16 protein-coding genes, 1 pseudogene and 1 CRISPR repeat array (1 of these 18 cut by a window edge) are annotated in these 18,470 nt (G+C 65.3%); of the genes and pseudogenes, 11 read left to right on the top strand and 6 right to left on the bottom strand.

Annotation, left to right across the window (positions count from 1 at the left end; genetic code table 11):
* Positions 1–199: direct repeats of the CRISPR family, unit length 36 nt; unit sequence GTCGCAATCCCCTTACGGGGCTAAACCTCGTGCAAC; it reaches 1,136 nt to the left of the window's first position.
* A gap of 355 nt (positions 200–554) precedes the next feature.
* Positions 555–670, bottom strand: a pseudogene (locus L1087_RS13425) (CRISPR-associated endonuclease Cas1); the annotation flags it as partial.
* Positions 671–829: 159 nt separating this feature from the next.
* Here L1087_RS13425 and L1087_RS13335 point away from each other — a divergent pair.
* The 5 genes from L1087_RS13335 to cas10 (L1087_RS11540) all read left to right on the top strand — a co-directional run bounded on the left by L1087_RS13335 (position 830) and on the right by cas10 (L1087_RS11540) (position 5,531).
* The gene (locus L1087_RS13335; RefSeq protein WP_326490733.1) at positions 830–1,171 is read left to right on the top strand and encodes a helix-turn-helix domain-containing protein; all 342 of its coding nucleotides are present in this window, start codon (positions 830–832) and stop codon (positions 1,169–1,171) included.
* A gap of 155 nt (positions 1,172–1,326) precedes the next feature.
* A complete protein-coding gene (locus L1087_RS11555) occupies positions 1,327–2,739 on the top strand; it encodes a TIGR02710 family CRISPR-associated CARF protein (RefSeq protein ID WP_234559045.1) in 1,413 nt (470 codons plus the stop codon).
* A 4-nt stretch (positions 2,740–2,743) separates the two neighbouring features.
* Complete coding sequence (gene cas6, locus L1087_RS11550; RefSeq protein WP_234559044.1) at positions 2,744–3,514, top strand: CRISPR-associated endoribonuclease Cas6; 771 nt, start codon at positions 2,744–2,746, stop codon at positions 3,512–3,514.
* Positions 3,515–3,525: 11 nt separating this feature from the next.
* Positions 3,526–4,755, top strand: a complete 1,230-nt coding sequence (locus L1087_RS11545) for a CRISPR-associated DxTHG motif protein (RefSeq protein ID WP_234559043.1) — start codon at positions 3,526–3,528, stop codon at positions 4,753–4,755.
* A 2-nt stretch (positions 4,756–4,757) separates the two neighbouring features.
* Positions 4,758–5,531 (top strand): type III-B CRISPR-associated protein Cas10/Cmr2, encoded by a 774-nt coding sequence (gene cas10, locus L1087_RS11540; RefSeq protein WP_234559042.1) that lies wholly within the window; start codon positions 4,758–4,760, stop codon positions 5,529–5,531.
* Here cas10 (L1087_RS11540) and L1087_RS11535 read toward each other — a convergent pair.
* Entirely contained in the window at positions 5,413–6,993 is a 1,581-nt protein-coding gene (locus L1087_RS11535) for an IS200/IS605 family accessory protein TnpB-related protein (protein ID WP_234559041.1), read from the bottom strand. The two genes, cas10 (L1087_RS11540) and L1087_RS11535, sit on opposite strands and share 119 nt — an antisense overlap.
* 142 nt (positions 6,994–7,135) lie before the next feature.
* On the opposite strand from L1087_RS11535, the gene cas10 (L1087_RS11530) reads away from it, so the two are divergent.
* The 6 genes from cas10 (L1087_RS11530) to cmr6 are packed head-to-tail and all read left to right on the top strand — an operon-like array spanning position 7,136 to position 12,919.
* A complete protein-coding gene (gene cas10 / locus L1087_RS11530; protein ID WP_267964902.1) occupies positions 7,136–8,281 on the top strand; it encodes a type III-B CRISPR-associated protein Cas10/Cmr2 in 1,146 nt (381 codons plus the stop codon).
* The gene (locus L1087_RS11525) at positions 8,271–9,368 is read left to right on the top strand and encodes a type III-B CRISPR module-associated protein Cmr3 (protein ID WP_234559038.1); all 1,098 of its coding nucleotides are present in this window, start codon (positions 8,271–8,273) and stop codon (positions 9,366–9,368) included. Before cas10 (L1087_RS11530) ends, L1087_RS11525 begins: the two co-directional genes overlap by 11 nt.
* Complete coding sequence (gene cmr1 / locus L1087_RS11520) at positions 9,365–10,654, top strand: type III-B CRISPR module RAMP protein Cmr1 (protein WP_234559036.1); 1,290 nt, start codon at positions 9,365–9,367, stop codon at positions 10,652–10,654. The genes L1087_RS11525 and cmr1 overlap by 4 nt, the downstream gene beginning before the upstream one ends.
* Positions 10,651–11,514 (top strand): type III-B CRISPR module RAMP protein Cmr4, encoded by an 864-nt coding sequence (cmr4, locus tag L1087_RS11515; RefSeq protein ID WP_234559034.1) that lies wholly within the window; start codon positions 10,651–10,653, stop codon positions 11,512–11,514. Before cmr1 ends, cmr4 begins: the two co-directional genes overlap by 4 nt.
* 2 nt (positions 11,515–11,516) lie before the next feature.
* Positions 11,517–11,873, top strand: a complete 357-nt coding sequence (cmr5, locus tag L1087_RS11510) for a type III-B CRISPR module-associated protein Cmr5 (protein WP_234559033.1) — start codon at positions 11,517–11,519, stop codon at positions 11,871–11,873.
* Positions 11,870–12,919 (top strand): type III-B CRISPR module RAMP protein Cmr6, encoded by a 1,050-nt coding sequence (gene cmr6 / locus L1087_RS11505; RefSeq protein WP_234559031.1) that lies wholly within the window; start codon positions 11,870–11,872, stop codon positions 12,917–12,919. The genes cmr5 and cmr6 overlap by 4 nt, the downstream gene beginning before the upstream one ends.
* On the opposite strand, the gene L1087_RS11500 is transcribed toward cmr6, so the two are convergent.
* The 4 genes from L1087_RS11500 to L1087_RS11490 all read right to left on the bottom strand — a co-directional run bounded on the left by L1087_RS11500 (position 12,916) and on the right by L1087_RS11490 (position 18,368).
* A complete protein-coding gene (locus L1087_RS11500; protein WP_234559029.1) occupies positions 12,916–13,227 on the bottom strand; it encodes a hypothetical protein in 312 nt (103 codons plus the stop codon). The two genes, cmr6 and L1087_RS11500, sit on opposite strands and share 4 nt — an antisense overlap.
* A gap of 2,155 nt (positions 13,228–15,382) precedes the next feature.
* Positions 15,383–15,655 (bottom strand): CRISPR-associated endonuclease Cas2, encoded by a 273-nt coding sequence (cas2, locus tag L1087_RS11495; RefSeq protein WP_234559027.1) that lies wholly within the window; start codon positions 15,653–15,655, stop codon positions 15,383–15,385.
* On the bottom strand, positions 15,652–16,605 hold the full coding sequence (gene cas1, locus L1087_RS13420) for a CRISPR-associated endonuclease Cas1 (protein ID WP_386083195.1): 954 nt from the start codon (positions 16,603–16,605) through the stop codon (positions 15,652–15,654). The genes cas2 and cas1 overlap by 4 nt, the downstream gene beginning before the upstream one ends.
* Positions 16,602–18,368 carry a reverse transcriptase domain-containing protein gene (locus tag L1087_RS11490; protein WP_234559025.1) on the bottom strand — a complete coding sequence of 589 codons (1,767 nt, stop codon included), beginning with the start codon at positions 18,366–18,368 and terminating at the stop codon, positions 16,602–16,604. Before L1087_RS11490 ends, cas1 begins: the two co-directional genes overlap by 4 nt.
* Positions 18,369–18,470 lie beyond the last annotated feature (102 nt).

Raw genomic sequence — 18,470 nt, 5'->3', positions numbered from 1 at the left:
TTGGAGGAATGTCGCAATCCCCTTACGGGGCTAAACCTCGTGCAACGCTCACTCTCCCCGAAGTGGCTAGGGCGGCCAGGCTGGGGTCGCAATCCCCTTACGGGGCTAAACCTCGTGCAACAAGATGGAAAGGATTGTGGAAAAGTGGAAAGCGGCCCACGGTGTCGCAATCCCCTTACGGGGCTAAACCTCGTGCAACGGGTACCCCCTCTGCGCATCGTCCTGGAGCGGGCTCCCGAGGGGGGTATTTGTGAGAAGCATGAAGCTTGGAATATGCGAGGGGTGAATAACGGGGGTTTTTGAGGGTTTGCGCCCTTGGAAGGCCACAGGAGAAAGGGGCGATGAAAAGGGGAAAACGCATACTCGCGTGCAGGACGGAGGAAGCTGGCTTTCAAGATGCCCGTCCGGGGTTCCGGACAGGTGCATTATACCAAATAGGGGCTGTAATGTACCGAGTCTAGGTTTTGCCCCAAACCTCTGCGCTCAAGGATACTTCGCTTGGTTGAAGTTTGGGACGCGCCTTCGCCCCGCAACAAAGCACACTTCTATAGCGGCTATCGTTGGCGCAAGTAAAAGGGTGTGTACCTCTCCCGGCCCAGGATGGCCGCCTTGAGGCGGTGGGCCTGGACCTCTATGAGCTCTTGGTGGGCTTGCGGAAGCCTAAGGGGTGGGTGCCTAAGGCTCCTCCCAGGGAGGTGGCAGGGTGGGGGCAATGCGCGGCCTATTTGGGCTTGCGGGGCAAGCTTCCTCTGGCCTAAAGGAGCAGGAGCTCTTGTGGTAGCCCGCTGGGGATGAGGGCAGGGCTGAGGGCACCGCTACGCTCCCGGCTCTGGCTCCCCGAGACCGCCCCCTTTACACCCTGCGGGAGGCGGCCCGGTACCTGGGGGTTCCCGAAGCCACTCTGCGCACCTGGGTGCGGGGGCGGAGCTACCCGGTGCGTGGGGGCCAGGGATGGGGGTGGTCCGGGCCTTTGATTGCGACTCCTGAGGGCGGTCCCCTGCTTTCCTTCCACAATCTGGTGGAGGCCAATGTTCTTGTGGCCTTGCGGAAGGAACACCGCATCACCATGGGTAAGGTGCGGCAGATGGTGGCCTACGCCCGGGAGAGGTTGGGGGTGGCCCCTCCCCTCCTCCTGGAGTTCGATGCCATTCCCTTGTGGGTAGCGGCGTAGCCTGCCCATGGGAAATGCATGGCCGAACGTGCAGGGCGGGCTCGGGGATGGCCAAGGGGTAAGTCGGTACAGGTTAATATGACCCTAAGTCAAGGGCCAGCACGGAAGCTGAGGAAGTGCCCTCACAAGGAAGCCTGGCCCCAGGGAGCCGACCTATGGAGCCTTTACCGAACCAGGGATTGGACCTCGAGGCCCTCTGGCAGTCCTACAAGGAGGCCGTGAACGCGGGCGGGAACGCCCAAGCCCTCTACCAGGAGAGGATTTGGCCCGTGCTCCTGGAGAAGTGGCGCCAAGACCCCCCCGTGTACCCCTCTCGCCAACCCTTCCAGGTGTCCATCCACACCCTGGGCACCAGCCCGGAGGCCACGGCCTTGGCCATCTTGGGAGCCGGGGCAGGGGAGGTCTATGTGCTCCACACCCCCGAAAGCGCCCGCTTCCTCTCCCGTTTGCGGCAGGACACGGGGAAGGACCTCTACCCCATTGAGATCGGCAAGAGCGACGTGGCCGCCATCTACCGGGAGGTCAAGCGGCTTTTGGAAAAGCACCCTGGCCTTCCCGTGGCCCTGGACCTCACCAGCGGCACCAAGGCCATGAGCGCGGGGCTGGCGGCGGCGGGCTTTTTCTTCCAGCGCTTCTACCCCGAGGTGCGGGTGGTGTACGTGGACAACGAGGTCTATGACCCAGACCTCCGCCGCCCCAAGGCGGGCACGGAGCGCCTGGTCATCCTGCCCAACCCCCACGAGGTCCTGGCGGAGGTGGACGCCCTCCTGGCCCGGGAGCTCTACACCAAGGGAGAGTTCGGCCAGGCGGGCAAGGTCTTCGGGGAGATGGGGGGCAAGACCGGGGACCGCCGTTATGAGCTTTACGCGCTCCTCTGCCAGATGTACCAAAGGTGGTACGACCTGGACTTCGGGGAGGCCGTGAAGGAGGCCGGGAAGCTTCTGGGGAGGCTTTCCGAAAACACCTGGCTGAACCACCCCCTGAACCAAAACCGGAGGGCCCTCGAGGGCCAGGCCCGGCTCCTGGAGGAGGTGGAGGGGTTTTTGCGCTCAGGGGACTTCGGCCAAAGGCGAGGGGTCTTAGGCCTGGCCGCCACCCTGCTCCACCTGGCCCAGCGGGAGGAGGCCCGCTCCCTCACCCTGGCGGGGCTTTACGCTTACCGGGCCCTGGAGCTCTTGTTGCAGGAGCGCCTGGCCCGCCTGGGGCGGCGGGCGGAGGCGCCTGGGCTCAGCCAAGAGGAGCAGGAAGGGCTTCGCCGGGAGCTGGCCGCCCTCCTGTCCCTTCCTGAGGAGGAGGTGCGGATTTCTCCCAAGCTGGGCCTTTTGGACCTGGTGGCCTTCCTGCGCCTTCTCGGGGACCCCATTCTGTCCAGAGAACCCCTGGAGGCCCTACGGGGCCTTTCCGGGGCCCTGCAGGCCCGAAACGCCTCCCTCTTGGTCCACGGCCTGGAGCGGCCTTCGCCCAAAGGCCTGAAACAGGTGACGAGGCTGGCCCGCTCCCTGCTAGAGGATCTGGGGCGGGAGGTGGGTCCGGCGCCCCGCCTGGACCCGGTGGAGCTGGGCTTCTAAGGCCATGGTCCTGGCCGCCCTGGTGCTCGCCCTCGAGGGGGAGGCCCCGCCCGAGCCCCTGGGGCTCAGGGGCTTCTTCTACGCCCTCCTCCGCGAGGTGGCCCCGGAAGCCCACGACCAGGGGGAGAACCCCTTCAGCCTGGGCCACGGGGGAAGGGAAGGGGCCTACTGGGCCCGCTTCGCCTTCCTGCGGGAGGAGCTCTACGCCCGCCTGGCCCCCCGGCTCTTTGCCCTCGAGGGGCAGGAGGTGCGCCTGGGCCATCCCTTCCGGGTGCGGGGGGTGTTCCAGGAGGGCCACCCCTGGGCAGGGCTTTCCACCTACGCCCGCCTGTTCCAGGGGCCTGCGGGCCCGGACCTGCCCCTGCACTTCCAAAGCCCCACCTTCTTCCGGCGGAAAGGGGTCCACTACCCCCTGCCCGAGCCCCGGCTGGTGCTGGAAAGCCTCTTTCGGCGCTTCCAGGCCTTCGCCCCCCTCACCCCGCCGGAGGCGGTGCGGGAGGCCCTTATGGAGAGGACCACGGTGCGCTTCCTGGAGGGCCGCACCCGGCCCGCCCGCACCGAGGTGGACACGGTGGGCTTCGTGGGCAAGGTGGTCTACCACCTACCCAAGGCCACGGAGGAGGAGGCCCTTTGGCTTTGGGCCCTGGGGCGCTTCGCCTTCTTCGCCGGGGTGGGGGCCAAGACCTCCTTGGGGTATGGGCTGGTGCGTCCTTGGGTATCCCGGGTGCAAACCTCGCAGGAGCCCGGGCCTAACAACGGTATGCTGGGCGGTTAGAGGAGAGCAGGATGAAGCGGCTTCTTATCAGCGTGATGGGCAAGGGCAGCGCTGCCCCTACGGGGGGCCTGCGGTATGAAACCACCCCGTACCGCTTCCCTGACGGAGAGGTGCGCACCGCCACCTTTTTCGGCGGCGCCCTGTTCCGCCACCTGGCCGCCCCGGGCCCGGCACCGGACCTGATGGTGGTGGGCACCACGGGCTCCACCTGGGGGCTTTTGGAGGATTTCGCCATTCACTCGGAGGTGTCCTTGCCTCCAGGCTGGGACGCCGCGCACCGGGAGGTGGAGGCGGCTGAGGCCGGACAAGCCTCCTTAGAAGCAGCCTTGGTCCGGTGGGAAAACCTTTTGGCCGAGCTCCTAGGCGTTCGGGTGGCCCTGGTCCTCCTGCCCGATCCCCCCGCTCCCCAGCAGGTGGCCCAGGCCCTAGGGGAGCGGCTCGCCGCCTTGGGGCCTTACGAGGAGTTCCACCTGGACATCACCCACGGGTACCGCTACCTGGGCTACGCCCTTCTGGGGGCCCTCCTGCCCCTCCGGCATGCCTGGGGTGCCCGCATTCAGCTCCACTACGGGGGCCTGGAGCTTAGGGGGAGCGCCCCTGAGGCGCCCGTGGTGGGCCTCGAGGCGCTACACGAGCTCATCGCGTTGGATGAGAGCCTAAGCGTCCTGGCCGCCACAGGGGACTTTCGCCCTTACTTCGCAGGTACCGCCCAGGCCCAGGAGGCCGAGGAGGCCTACTTCTTCCTGGAAACCAACCAGCAGCACCTGGTGAAAAAGCGCCTAAGCGGTCTGGCCGAGGCCCGAAACCCCTGGGCGGGGGAGAACGTCCACGGGTGGGTGCGGGAGGTGCTTTCTGGCTTAGACGGCGAGAACATTGAGGACAAGATGGCCAACCGGGCCCGCTTCTTCTGGGATCGGGGGCAGATCTTCAAGGCCCTCTTGCTTCTGTTTGAAGCCATTGTGGTTTTAGGGGTGAGGCGGTTCGGAGACCAGGGGCAGGTGCTCCTCTACGAGGCCCGCATGGACGCCCGGGAGCGCTTGGAGGGGTGGCTTTGGCAGATGAGCCCCAGGTGGGCGGCCGTTTACCGGGAGCTCCGCTGGGTGCGCAACGCCATCGCCCACGGCACCCAGCCGGAACAAGCCGAGGCCCAGCGGGCCCTTTCCAGCCCCCAGGGGCTGGTGCAGGTGTGGAAAAAGGGGCTGGGCCTCATGGAAACCCTCAAGACGCAGCTATGGAGGTGAGGGTGGGAGCGTTGCTAGCAGTCAGCCTAGGTCCCGTGCAGGACTTCATCGCCACCGCCCGCAGGACCCGGGACCTCTTCGCGGGTAGCCGCCTCCTCTCCGAGGCGGCGCAGGCGGCGGCGGAGGTTCTGGCTCAGGCGGTGGGGCCTGAAAACCTCATCTTCCCCGCCCCGACAAGCCCAGCGGAGCTCAAAGAGCTGGGGCAAGCGGGCATCGCCAATGTCCTTCTGGCCCTCATCCCCGAGGGGCAGGACCCGAGCGGTTTGGGCCAGCGCGCCGTGGAGGCGGCGCGGGCGTACCTGGTGAATAAGGCCCAGGAGCTTTTCGCCCCCAAGGAGCGGGCGCTCCACGTGGAACGGGAAGCGGCCCTCGCCCAGGTGGAGGATCTCCTGGAGGGGTACTACGCCTACGTCCCCCTGGCTTCCGAAGCGGACTACCCCCAGGCCCGCGGGCGGCTCATGGCCCTTCTCGTCGCCCGCAAAAACACCCGAAACTTCGCCCCGGTCTCCTGGGGCAAGGAGGCGTTCAAGAGCTCTTTGGACGGTGCCCGGGAAAGCGTTCTCCTGCTGCCGGATGACCCCAAAGAGGCGGACCGGGTGCGGCTCAAATTGGGCCTCAGGCGGGGGGAGTACCTCTCGGGGCCGGACCTGGTCAACTCTAGCCACCACTACCCACCCCCACACGTAGGTGGGCATCCGCAGCAGCCGACCCCCCACCAGGATGAGGGTCTAAGCCTCGCTTCCACCCCTCCCACGATCCCAGCAGGATGGGCTTGAGGACCGAGAGGTCCCTCGGCACCTTCCGCCCAAGGAGGGGAAGGAAGAGGCCTACCCTCAGGGCTCGCCAGGCGTGGATGCCCTGGGGGTTCCTTCCCGCGGTTGACCCCGCAGGGCCGCCTGGCTCACCCTGAAGGCTTGGAAGGGTGGCGAGAGCTCTCTTCATCTGGGCAAGCTCCCGCCCGAGCCTGCGCCTGAGGTAGGGGTTCTTCTCCTCACGGTGCCGCTCCTTGAGCTGGGCTATCCGCCCCTCGTAGAAGCGGCGGGTGCGGTCGTGAAAGGAGGGGTCCTGGAGGAGGGCTTTCAGGGGTTTGGGGATCTCCTCCTTGAACCCCAAGGCCCGTCGGCCAATCACGTAGGCCGCGGCCACATCCTTGGACAAGGACAGGAGGGGGGCGTACTTCAGCATCCCGATGGTGGAGGTGTCCTGGGGGTTCACCTCCAGGCTCTGGATGCCCTTCTTCCGGGCCAAGGCGTGCACCTTCCCCAGGAGGGAGCGGTAGGCGAAGCGGTGGGCTTTTCGGCGGAAAGCAGGCCCAAGACCATCTCCCCGTCTGCCCTTGGGGAGGTGCTTCAGCCGCTCCGTGGCGATGGCCACCCCCTCCTGCTCCGCCAGGGCCACCACCTGGTGGGCTATGTTCCAGAGAAGGATCTCCTTGGCCCCCCGGTTCTTGGCCCGGTCCACCTCCTCCAGGGAGAGGGTGAGGTGCCTTCTGAGGCTCCCGTCCGGGTTCACCACCGCCAGGGCCAGCCCGTAGGGGTCGGCGTTGACGTCCAGGGCCAGGACGCCCCCCTCCTGGGTGAGGGAGAGGGGGGGAAGCTCCTCCTCCCAGGAGAAGAGGGCGTAGACCCTCCCCTCCCGCAAGGCGAGCTCCACGTTGTAGGGCTCATGGGCATACACCCGGGACAGAAGTGCTTGGAGCCTGGGGTGGGAGGTCTTCACCAGGGCCCAGGCGTAGCGGTCTCCCAGGTGGACCCGGAGCCAGAGGTTTCCCTCCCGCACCACGAGGCGGAGGTTGAGGTTGCCGCCCTTGCTCCGGTCCCCACGGGCGTAGAGGGTGCCCTTGCGCCTTTCCCGCCACTCCGCCTTCTTCCGCTCATAGAGCGGGAGGTTGCTCCGTTTGAGCCGGGCCAGGTCTGCAAGAAGTTTCCTCCCCCCGAAGACCACCTTGCGGGGGTTCTCCCCGAGCTCCACCTGGGAGGTGAGGAGGGCCTTGGCCTTGAGGATGGCGTCATCTGCGTAGCGGGTGTTGAGGCGGAAGAGGGTGCACAGGGGGCCATCTTCCCGCTTGAGCTCCTTGCGGTCCTCACCTTCAAGGAGCCTCTTGTAGCCGTAGCGCACCGCCGAGGAGAAGCGGCGCATGAGGTCAAGGGTGGCCACGTAGTCCCCGTGGTCGGGGAAGACGAGAAGGGCTTCCAGGCCGGTGTAGGGCTTGGGCTCCCTTTTCTTTCCCCTCTTCACGACTGGGCCTCCTGGGGAGCATTGTAGGGGTTCAAGCCTTTTGCTGGGTGCGGACGGGGGGTTGGGGGGGTGGTGGGATTTGGGAGCGGGGCTTGGTGGGGGGTAGGGAAAGGGTGGCTGGGGGTCAACTGTTCGCAACCTCCTGAAGCGCTGGTGGCCCACGGCACACGGCTTCGTGAGCACCACCCACATGGCGGTCCTGCCCTTCTGGGAAGGGGTCAAGAACAAGGGAGGGGAGGCTTGGGTGGGGGAGGCCCTCGAGCACCTGGCGGCCTTGGTGGGGGAGGAGGCCAGGGCCGCCACCTACCACCCCGCTCTGAAGGACACGCCTTTCGTCCAGTACGACGTCCGCCTCCTCTACGAGAGCCGCCTCGAGGAGTTCCCCGCCTTGGAAGACCCCGGGCGGTTGGAGGAGGCCAAGGAGGTCCTCCGCCGCCTGTGGGGGAAGCTTCGCCAGAAGGGCATCCAAGCCCCTCCAGGAGGCTACTACGCCCTCCTCCACGCGGACGGGGACCGGATGGGGGAGGCCTTGGACCGCCTGGGGCACCCCCAAGCCCACCGGGCCTTCTCCCGGGCCCTGGCCCTGGGGTTTGCCCGGGAGGTGAAGGGTATCGTGGAGGCCCACGGGGGCGGCCTGGTCTACTCGGGCGGGGATGACGTGCTGGCCCTTTTGCCCCTCCACACCGCCTTGCGGGCGGCCTGGGCCTTGGCCCAGCGCTTCCAGAAGGTGATGGGGGAGGCCTTGGAAGGGGTGCCCCTGGAGCAGCCGCCCACCCTTTCCGTGGGCTTGGCGGTGGTGCACCACCTGGAGCCCCTGCAGGACGCCCTGGACCTTGCCCGGCGGGCGGAGAGGCTGGCCAAGGAGGGGAGGGAAGGGGAGGAGAAGCGGAACGCCTTGGCCGTGGCCTACAGCCCCCGCGCAGGCTCGGAGCTCATGGTCCGGGGGCGCTGGGACGAGGAGCCCCGGCTCACCCAGCGCCTCCTCCGCCTGGCCGACCTCCTGCGCCTGGGCGAGGTGCCCGCCCGGGTGGCCTACGAGCTCTGGGAGCTGGCCCAGGAGGGGGAGGCCCTGGGGCTTCCCCAAGAGGCCTTGCTGGCCGAGGCCCGGCGCATCCTGGGGAGGAAGGAGATGAAGAGGGGGCATAAGGAGGAACTGGCCCGGTGGCTGAGCGGGGAAGGAGGCGTGGGCCGTCTCGCCGAAGAACTCCTCCTGGCCCGGCCCTTTGCCGAGGCCTTGGAGCAGGCGGCGGTACCGACGGAAAGGCGGGAGGTGTGGGATGCTCATTGAGTCGCGGGATCCCCTCATCGTGCGGGACGGCCGTCCCTTCACCAACAGCCCTGGGGCCCGGGCCAGGAGCCTTCCCTTCCCCCTGCCCCAGACCCTGGCCGGGGCCTACCGCACCCGGCGGGCCCTCGAGGCGGGCCTCCAGTTTCCCCAAGACGCCCCGAAAGTGCTCTCCTGGGGGGTCCGGGGACCCCTCTTGGCGGAGGCGGCGGAAGGAGGGTGGCGCCTTCTCGTCCCTAGGCCCCTGGACGCCTTGCGCTTGGGAGGGAACCTGTACCCCCTCCGGCCCCTAAGGGTGCCGGAGGGGGCGGGCATGAACCTGGACCCGGGGCTTCTCCCTGTGGGCTCGCCCAGCCCCCACCTCAAGGGAAAGCCCCAAAGCCTTCCCGCCTTCTGGTACTGGGAAAGCTTCCTGGCCTGGCTCTTGGAGGACCCTCCCCAAGGCTTCACCCCGGAAGGGCACGAGGGCCCCACCCCGGAGATCCGCACCCACGTGAGCCTGGACCCGGAAAAGGGCACCGCTCGGGAGGGCGCCCTCTTCCAAACCTCGGGCCTGGAGTTCGCCCGCAAGGCGGGAAGCCTCCGCCGCCTGGCCCTCGTCCTGTGGCCGGAGGACGGGGTGGAGGTGGAGGGGGTTCACCCCCTGGGCGGGGAGCGCCGCCTGGCCTTCTGGCGGAAGGGGGGGCCGGGGGTGCCTGGGGTGCCTTTCAGCCTGGCGGAGGCCCTGGTCCAAACCCGGGCGGCCCGGGTGGTCCTCCTCACGCCGGGCTTTTTTGGCGGCGCCTACCTGCCCGAGGGCGGGGCCATCGCCGGGGCCCGGGTGGAGGCGGCCCTGGTGGGGCGGCCCCTGGCGGTTTCCGGTTGGGACCTGGCCCAGGGGAAGCCAAAGCCCAGCCGCCGGGCGGTGCCCGCGGGGAGCGTGTACTTCGTGCGCCTGCCCCAGGCGTGGGGCGACGACCAGGTGATGAAGTGGCTGGAAGGGGTATGGTTCCAAAACCTTTCCCACCTGCCCCAGGACCGCAGGGACGGCTACGGTTTGGCGGCGGTGGGGGTGTGGAGCGGAAAGCCTGTGGCGTGGGAGGAGGCATGAGGCGGGTCAGGGAGTTTCCAGAGGCCTACGGCCCCAGGCGCCTCGAGGGCCAGCGCTCCGACGGAAGGAGGATCGTTACCCAGGAGCGCACCTACCGGTTCCTCACCCCCCTCTTCGGGGGCGGGGTGGAGCCAAAGCGGGCGGACCCGGTGAGCGTGGTGCGGGCCACGGAGGTGCGGGGGCAGCTCCGCTTCTGGTGGCGGGCGGTGCGGGGGTGGCAGGCGGGGGGAAGCTTGGAAAGGCTTTGGGCCCTCGAGGCCGCCCTCTTCGGCAGCGCGGGGGAAGGAGGGGCCTCGCCCCTCCAGGTGGAGGTGGAGGTGCTGGAGGCGGGCCAGGAGAAGGACGTCTTCGTGGACGTGCCGGGGAAGAACTTCCCCCGGGCCCGGCCTGAGGTGGCCCACCCCTACCTGGCCTTCCCCCTCCGGCGCACCGACCAGGACCCTCATAACTACCCCGTGCGGGTAGGGGTGCGCTTCCGCCTGTGCCTGGCCTTCCCCAAGGAGGTGGCGGTGCCCCAGGACGAGGGCCAAAAGCCCCTTCTGCTGGACGCCGAGGGGGAGCTGGAGGCGGCCCTTTGGGCCTGGGAGACCTTTGGGGGGCTTGGGGCCCGCACCCGCAGGGGGTTTGGGGCCTTCAGGCCCGAGGTGGAGAAGGAGCCGCGAGGCGAGGGGGAAAAGGTGCCGCAAGAGGAGGAGATTCGGCAACGGCTTGTCCGCTATAGCCGGGAGGGGGGATGGCCGGAAGGGGTGCCCCACCTGACGCCGAAAAGCCTCCTTGGGGTGTTCTCCCTTTCCTGGCGGGAAGTGGCCGAGGCCTACCGCGGTTTCCGTCAGATGCGCCGAGAGGGCCAGGAAAGGAACCGCCCGGGCCGCTCCTTCTGGCCCGAGCCCGACGAGGTGCGCCGCCTGACGAGGAGGCACGCTCCCCGGCACGCACCCCAGCACCCCGTGCGCAAGTTCCCCCGGGGGCAGTTCGGCCTGCCCATCATCTTCCACTTCAAGGATGGGGGCGATCCTTCCGATAGCACCTTGAAGCCCGCCGAGGGCGACCGCCTGGCAAGCCCCCTCCTCATCCGCCCCCTAGGGGAGCGGGCCACCTTGGTGGCGGTCCTCGAGGGGCCCCGGGTGCCCCCGGGGGGCGTGGTCCTTGAGGTGGGTGATGAGGCGCACCCGGTGAGCGTGAAGCTCGCCCCAGAGGAGGCGCAAAGGATCGAGCCCTTGCGGGGAGAAACCGACCCCATTAGGGCCTTCTTGAAGTATTTGAGAGAGCAAGGAGGAGAAAGGTGAACCCAGAACGGAGCACCACCGCACTCCTTTTCATCCACGCCCTCTCCCCGCTCCACGCGGGGACGGGGCAGGGCATCGGGGCCATCGACCTGCCCATCGCCCGGGAGAAGGCCACGGGCATCCCCTACCTGCCGGGAAGCTCCCTCAAGGGGGTCCTGCGGGACCGGGCTCAGGGGAAGGGATGGGACAAGGACACCCTCTTCGCGGTTTTCGGCCCGGAAACCGAGGCCGCCTCCGAGCACGCGGGGGCGGTGCAGGTGGGGGACGCCAAGCTCCTCCTCCTGCCCGTGCGGAGCCTCTACGGGGTCTTCGCCCTGGTCACGAGCCCTTACCTCTTGGAGCGCTTCCGCCGGGAGGCGGAGATGGCGGGGCTTACCCCCCCTGCGCTCCCTGCTCCCTTGGGGCAGGGCCAGGCTCTGGTGGCCCCGAACTCCCGCCTGCCCGAGGGGGGTAAGGTCTACCTGGAGGACCTGGACCTCGAGGCCCGCCCCATTCCTGGGGTAGGGGAGTGGGAGGATTGGCTCACCAGGACCCAGGCCCCGGTGGCGGGCCGCCTGGCGGTGGTCCACGACGACGTGATGGCCTTCCTGCTGGAAACCGCCACCGAGGTGGTGGCCCGCATCCGCCTGGACGACGCCACCAAGACCGTGGCCCAAAGGGCGCTTTGGTACGAGGAAAGCCTGCCCGCCGAGAGCGTCCTCTACAGCCTGGTGCGGGCCGAGCCCTCCCGCCGCAAGGAAAAGGCCCTGCCTGCCGAGGCGGTCCTCGCCCTGTTCAAGGGCCTTCTGCAAGGGGCGTTGCAGCTGGGCGGCAAGGCCACGGTGGGCCGGGGCCTCTGCCGGGTGACCTTGGGAGGCTAGCCATGCGCACCCGTTCCCAGCTTTGGGCCCAGGGGGCCTACGAGAGGGTGAAGGAGGCCGCGCAGAAGGGGGGTACCTGGGCGGAGGACTACCAGACCATGGCCCTGAAGTTCCCCGTCCTGGTGCGCCAGGCGGGGCTGGCCCAGGCCCTGGCCTTCGTGGACTCCCGGGGCAAGGAGGCCCACAAGAGGTTCTTGGACGACCTGGCCCAGGTCCTGGGGCGTAAGGGAGGGAGGGAACTGGCTGAAGAGGCGCTTAGGGCCGAGCTTCTCCTCTACCTGCGCCTCACCCGGGAGGTGCTCCAGGCCTCGGGGTGGTTCAAGCGGTTTGCCCAGGCCCTGATTGAGGGGGCATCATGAGCCGGAGGGAAGTTCTGAAGGGTCTCCGTTTTCCTGGCGCTACCCGGGTTAACCGCGGGCTTTGGCTGGATAGGTTTCTGGAAAGCTCCCACCGCGACGACACGGAGAGCAAGCGCAACCTTGTGCAGGAAGCGGCCCAGGAAGGCGAGCCTGAGGGCTACGCGGAGTTTTTCCAGCGCTACCGCCAGGCCCTGCTAGAAGCGGGGGCGGAGGTGCGGGAGGCCCATACCCTGGGGCGCCTGGTGGTGGGCCTCGGGGGGGAAGGGGTTTTGGAGACCAGCCTCACCCTCCACCGCACCTACGGCGTGCCCTACCTGCCCGGTTCGGCCCTCAAGGGCCTGGCCAGCCGCTACGCCCACCTCCGCCTGGAAGGAGAGGCCTGGCGACGGGACCTGGATCGCTTCCAGCGGGGCGAGGCCCAAGCGGCCCTTTTCGGCACCACGGAGGAGCAGGGCTTGGTGGTCTTCTTTGACGCCCTGCCCCTTCCCGGGAAGTGGAGGCTCCGCCCGGACATCATGAACCCCCACCACGCCGACTACTACGGGGGCGGTAAGGTCCCCCCCGCGGACTGGGACAGCCCTGTGCCCGTGCCCTTCCTTAGCGTCACCGGCACCTTCTTGCTGGGTCTGGCCCCGGCGCCTGGGGTGGACCGGGAGGCGGCCAAGCCCTGGCTCCAGGCCGCCTGGCAGATCCTGGCTTGGGCGTTGCGGGAAGAGGGCGTGGGCGCCAAGACCTCCTCGGGGTATGGGCGGATGGAGCTGGCAGGAGCCCTTCCCGCCCAGGCTGAGGAAGGTAAGGACGGGGGCAAGGTGCCAAGCCCGGAGTACGAGCGGCTCGCCACCAGGCTCCGCTCCGTGAGCTACCCGAACTTTAGGAGGTTTTTGGAGGAGAACGCCGAGGCGATTTTGGGCCTATCGGAGGAGGAGCTGGCCGGGCTGCGGCAGGCCCTCGAGGCCAAGGGCTTCCTAAGAAACCAAGGCGACCTGAAGAGCTGGGCCAAGGAGAGCCCCCACTTGAAACAGGTCTTGGAAAGGCTTAGGGGCTAGAGCCAGTCTTTTAAGGCGGCCTCGAGGTCGTGGGGGAAGTGCCAGACGGTGCCCTCGGGGAAGTGGGTCCGCCCCTCGAGGCTGAAGATGCGCAGGGTTCGGTCCGCAAGGGTAGAGCGCAAGCGAGCGCGAGATTTCTCGTGGGGGGGCCAGGCACTCTTGCGGACCACCAGGATTCCTCCACCAAATACCCCGCCAAACATCTCCCGCAGGACCCCCAGCGAGGCGTCTTCTCGCTCCAGGCCCAGGGCTTTTTGTAGCGAGGGTTTGCACTCCACGATGACGAGCCTGCCCTTAATCCAGGCCACCCCATCCACTTCCCTGGGGCCCTGCTCCTTCCAGGAGATGGGGACTAAGTTGCCCCCGGGCGCTGCTCCTCCTTTATGGCGACGCAAAAACGCATCCAAATGGGAGTAAACAGCGTACTCCAATGCCAAGCCCAAAGCAGTTTCCAAGGGGCTTTTCTGCATGCGGCGCCGGAAGCTCCTTGGGTTCGCACCGAAGCTTTCAACCCAGGCCTGGAGGAAGTTTTTCGCAAGTCCCCTATTCTCGGGTTGCCCCAGGAGCGCCTCAGCCAAGGACAGCACCTTGGGGTCTGGATAAGGTTTTCCCACCGTGCTTGGGGTTTCCAGGCGGTAGCCGAAGAGGCCTAGCACTTGCTGGGGGGTAACGCTATCCCAGGGAACAGAAAGGGGTGGGCCTTCTGGCAGGGGTTTCAGCTCTTTGCCATGCAAGTATTCCACCTTCGCTTGGGGCGGAAGGGCCTCGAGGAGTGCCAGGGCCATCAGCTTGGTTCCGCCATTGAGGTTGACCACTACGGGCAAGCCATTGGCTTCCGCCGCCCTGACCACGGGTGTGAAAAGCTGGCGAATGGTGTCCGCTGCGAAAGGCCCTTCAACCGTGCGTGTGTGGACGCGGGCCCCTAGCTTTTCCAGCTCCCTTTGAGCGTGGGATAGACGCTCCAGCTGGGCTTCTAGGGCCTGCGTTGTTACCAAGTAGACTTCCTTGGGTTGGTGGGCCAAAAAGGACGCCAAGAGCGGTACGGGCTGTTCGCCCATGAGGGCGAGCAAAACGGGTCCTTTTCGGGGAAGGGGGAAGGGGCGGAGGACCTTTTCCACTGCCGTATGCCCCTTGGGTACTTGTAACCCCTCTTGGAGGTTTCCGGGCCTCCTGGGATAGACGAGATGTACCCGGGACTCTTTGGCCTGTTGGGTGTAGATGCGTCTCAAGTACTCTTGGTTGTTGGCGTGCGCCTTGCGGACCTGATGTTCTGGGAAATCGGTTATGGGTAGCGCGAGCTGGCCTGCCAATTCCCTGGCGGTTTGGGCGATAACATTAAGGCGGTCCTTGAAGTTTTTGCCGGACCCCGAGAAGTAGAGGAGCGGTCGGTTGCCCTGAATGGCCAGCAAGACGTCCATTCCTTGAGCGGTGCGAAGCTGGTGCCAGACATAGCCCCTTAGGCCTGGGGGAACCTCGTTGGCTACGCCTATGAGCCTTGCTTGCGCGGGAACAAAATAAAGGGACTTGTAATCTTGAAGATGAAGGTACTCATCCTTGCTGAGGGGAAGAGGTTTCAGCGCCAAAGTTGTCACCACCGCCTCAGGTCCGTGGGCGTCTATGACCAGGGCTTCCCAGCCGTGCTTCTTGGCTGAATGGTAAAAACGGAAAAAAGAGGCTTTATCCCCGGCGGTGAGGTTCAAGACGACACGGCCTGGAAAATCAGCGCTTTCGTTAAGCGCGGCCTCCTAGGACTCTCGCACCTGGACGGAAAATCCCTCTTGTTGCAACCAATGCTGAAGGGCGGAGAGCCTAGCTTCCCGTAGGGGTACGTTTTGCGAGCCGTCCTGGACCAGAAGAATAGACAGGTCCGTCCCACGGGGTGTGGTCTTGCGGAGGTACTTGGCTGCAAGGGCTACTGGCCCCGGGTCGTTGCCCACCAAAGAGATCAGCAGAAGGTGCATTCTTGGCCCCTCGTGTGAACAGGCTAGCCGTGAGTGGGACTGCGTGCAAGAGGCCCTGCTTTGAGCAGGCCAGGTCTAAGGTGAGAACCATCCGCAGTCGGGACGTCTCGGAGGAGTTCTCATCCCAGCATGAGACAAGAGATGAAGAGGCGTTTCAATCCCCTGACGGGGCTAAAGAGGTGCAACAACCCCATCGAGCCCTTCGGAAGCCTCCGCTTTTTGCTGGGTTTCAATCCCCTGACGGGGCTAAAGAGGTGCAACTCCCCCCTCTAAAACCATCGTCCTGCACCAGGCTTTCAAGATCCACTTGGTCGGAGGGGTACTCGCTCGTCTGCGTTTCCCTTTCCAACCTAATGTGATAGTAGCCAAAAACGTTGCCCTAGTCAAGCCTGCCGAAGGGGGTGCTTATACTCAGTCTTAGGAAGCTCCAAAAAGCCCTGTGCTGAATGTCTTCTTTCTGGCTTGTACTTGGCGTAGTGGATAGTCCGCGTACCCCTATGACTTAAATCACGTCGTCTTCAGGAAAGCTCAAGGGTGTTGCTCGTCCGAGGGTGAGCGTGCGCTTCTTCCAATCCTTCCCCAACAGATAGACCCTAACCGAGTCCTCTGGCTCCATGAGTTCCCTTATTTTGCCGAGCAAGCTCTTTAGTTGATAAGGGTTGAGCTCGGCCTCAAACACCGATAGCTGAACCCTCTCTCCATAGCTTTTCAAGAGAGCCGCCATTTTTAGACGCCGGGCGTCATCGGGTATATCGTAGCTCACCACGATCCTCACGGCACCCCCTTAACCAAAAAGGGGAACGACTCTCCCCGTAGGTGGCCCTTGAAATGCTGAACGTAGCGAAAAATGTGCTCCCGAAAACCCTCGTTCTCGGTACCCAACCCTCGAGTGAAGTGTCGCAGAAAGACACCCCGCCCCTCGTCGTTCAAATACACACCTCCCTTTACGGGGCGGAAATGGCCGAGGTTAACAATGCCCTGCCGCAGCATTCGTACCACCAGGCGGTCCACGAAAACAGACCGGAACTCTTCCATCAGGTCCAAGGCTAAGGCGGGGCGTGCTCCGTGCGATACATGTAGGTAACCCAAAGCCGGGTGAAGACCTGCCATCTGTATAGCAGTTACTACCTGGGTGAGCAGCAGGCTATACCCGAAAGACAGTAGGGCGTTTACGGGATCACGGGGAGGGCGCGTGGTCCGGGCCGCAAACGCAAACGGGCCGGGCACCATGGCTGCAAAATGCCTAAAATATGCGGCCGTGGCGCCACCTTCAATGCCCCGTACGCTCTCCACGTCCTCTGCGTGAGAGAGCATCAAAAGGAAGGCTTCTACTTCGCTCGCTCCCTCACGCACTCGGGGAACGCGCTTGCCCCAGGCCCTCAATACCGCCCCCATAGCCCGGATTTTGCCTTCCACGATGCGCTTGGCTATGGGCAAAGGGTCCAACGTGCTCCAGACCTGAAGCTTCAGCAACTCCGCTTGCCCGCTCAGCGGGAGAAAGAACGCTCCTCGGTACCGCCCACTTGTAGCCACCAAATGCACGGGTACCCCGCGGTTGCTCAAAGTGCGCAAGAGATTAACACTGGGCTGTACACTTCCTACCAGCACTACTTCATCTACAATCTCCAACGGCCAAGCCTTCTCCACCTGACCCTCGGTTTCCAAAAGGATTTGCCCGCGGGAACTCCGCAGAACAGCCCCTTGACGAGTGATCCAGAGTCTCATAATTCCCTCCAAAACGAGGGAGTATAACCGGGTTTCAAAACCCTCGAGGCCTCCTCCTCTAGAAACTCCTGCACCAGAAGGGTTTTTTCGCCAAGCCGCGCGGGGTGGGAGAGCCTCTCCAGGAACTTGCCAAAAGCCTGGTTCCCTAACCCCCCTTGGACCAACTCTAGAGCATATACATCCACGATTGCGGGTGCGTAGGCGTCGGCCAACAGTATGGCTAGCCTGGGAACGCCCGAGGGTGAGCCGATATCCAGCCCTCTGGAGAGCAGATAAGCCCAAACCTCGACCCTCAGGGCGCGCCGTAAGGCGCCAAGGGCACCTCTCGGGTCCACGGGCGCTGCTTTTCGCATTAAGGCCCCGTGATAGAGATTTTCCGCTTCTTCCCTGCTGGCGGCGCCCAATTTGGTCAAGGACACAAGCGCCTCCACCTCGCCGGATGTGGAAAGAACCAAGCCCTGGTGGTACCTTCGAGTTGCCCGCAATTGGGCCTCGAGGGCTACCGGCACATCCACATCGGGGAGTTCGCGTGTAAGCTTCCACTCTCCCCCCCGCTTCACCGCCAAGGGTGTCCGGTTGGGGTCTAACCGAAGGGTTTCGCTTCCCCTCACCGCCGTTCGTTTGGGTGCCGGACCTTGATACTCACCCAGCGACGGGGGTCTTCTGCGCGCTTTTGTCGGTGGCACCAACCGCTCCAGCTTCTTGGCCAGCTTTCCAAAGCGCGCTTCCATCCAGTCATCTAGTTCAGCAAAATCCCGCGCCACATCGCCCAAGCTGAAGTAGTTTCTCCACCCGCGGATGAGGTCGTTGGCTTGGCGCAAAGCGGAGCTTACCGGGACTTCTCCGAGCAGTAGGCTTTCCAGGTGTGCTTTAAACTCCGCCTTGCGGTCTGGCGCAACCCTTATGGATGCGTTGTGAAAGCGGAAGCCCAGAAAATCAAAGCCTTGCTCGAAGGAAAGGATCCTGGTCTTGTCCGGGTGCAGCTGCAAGCCCAGCTTCCCCAGGACTTCATAGGCCTCCCCCGCCTTTTCCCCGGCCTCCCGAGGGGTAACTGCCATGACAGCGAAGTCGTCTGCAAACCTGACCAATCCCTTGCCCATGGCCCAATCGAAGGGGTTCAGGTAGAAGTTAGACAAGAAGTTGGACAGAAGGCCCCCCTGGGGGAGCCCCACCTCGAGGACGGAAACAACCCCACCTTCCAGAACCGGCATCCGCAAGGAGGCGAAGATGAGCCGGAGAAGGTTCGGCTCCACATAAGGGGCAAGGCTTCGGATCACGGCCTCGTGGGTTACCCGATCGAAATAGTCTTCAATATCTCCTCGGAACACCCACCGCTTGCCGCTCTTGTAGAGGTCCCTGACCCTGTGGGCAGCGTGTATGGCGCCACGCCCTTTCCGGTAGGCGAAACTCGCTGGGCTAAGGAACGCATCCAACTTGCGGTTTAAGGCTCTGCGGATGGCGCCCTGGGCTACGCGGTCACGTACAGTTTGGGACACCACGCCCCGCTCGCCGCCGCCCGGCTTCGGCACCCAAAACCTACGGGCAGGACGGGGCAGATAGCTTCCAAATAGCATTTCCTCGCGAAGGCTTTGCAGGTTGAAAGAAAGCGCGCGCTCAAAGGACTCTACCGTTTCCCCGTCCGGCCCTGGGGCGGGCCGAACCCGGCGCACGTAGGCCCAACTTTCCGTAAGAAGCTCAAGAGAAGCGGCATCCTCCAGCTTAACGACGACGGCCTTGGTTTGAAGAGTTTTTTTGTCTGCCATGGTGTGTAAGGGATACTACCACAGGGAGCTTGCAGGGCTGCCCCGAATTTGGACCTTTCCGAGAGAAAGACCAAAGGCTGTAGCCTGGGGGTAGCAAGATGC

The organism is Thermus tengchongensis, assembly GCF_021462405.1.
GTDB lineage: Bacteria > Deinococcota > Deinococci > Deinococcales > Thermaceae > Thermus > Thermus tengchongensis.
This window is presented reverse-complemented; position numbering and strand designations above follow the sequence as displayed.

Bases quoted from the DNA above. Each gene is read 5' to 3' on its own strand.
- L1087_RS11555 (WP_234559045.1), top strand. From the start codon at position 1,327: ATGGAGCCTTTACCGAACCAGGGATTGGACCTCGAGGCCCTCTGGCAG.
- cas6 (WP_234559044.1), top strand. From the start codon at position 2,744: ATGGTCCTGGCCGCCCTGGTGCTCGCCCTCGAGGGGGAGGCCCCGCCC.
- L1087_RS11545 (WP_234559043.1), top strand. From the start codon at position 3,526: ATGAAGCGGCTTCTTATCAGCGTGATGGGCAAGGGCAGCGCTGCCCCT.
- L1087_RS11525 (WP_234559038.1), top strand. From the start codon at position 8,271: ATGCTCATTGAGTCGCGGGATCCCCTCATCGTGCGGGACGGCCGTCCC.
- cmr1 (WP_234559036.1), top strand. From the start codon at position 9,365: ATGAGGCGGGTCAGGGAGTTTCCAGAGGCCTACGGCCCCAGGCGCCTC.
- cmr5 (WP_234559033.1), top strand. From the start codon at position 11,517: ATGCGCACCCGTTCCCAGCTTTGGGCCCAGGGGGCCTACGAGAGGGTG.
- cmr6 (WP_234559031.1), top strand. From the start codon at position 11,870: ATGAGCCGGAGGGAAGTTCTGAAGGGTCTCCGTTTTCCTGGCGCTACC.
- cas1 (WP_386083195.1), bottom strand. From the start codon at position 16,605: ATGAGACTCTGGATCACTCGTCAAGGGGCTGTTCTGCGGAGTTCCCGC.
- L1087_RS11490 (WP_234559025.1), bottom strand. From the start codon at position 18,368: ATGGCAGACAAAAAAACTCTTCAAACCAAGGCCGTCGTCGTTAAGCTG.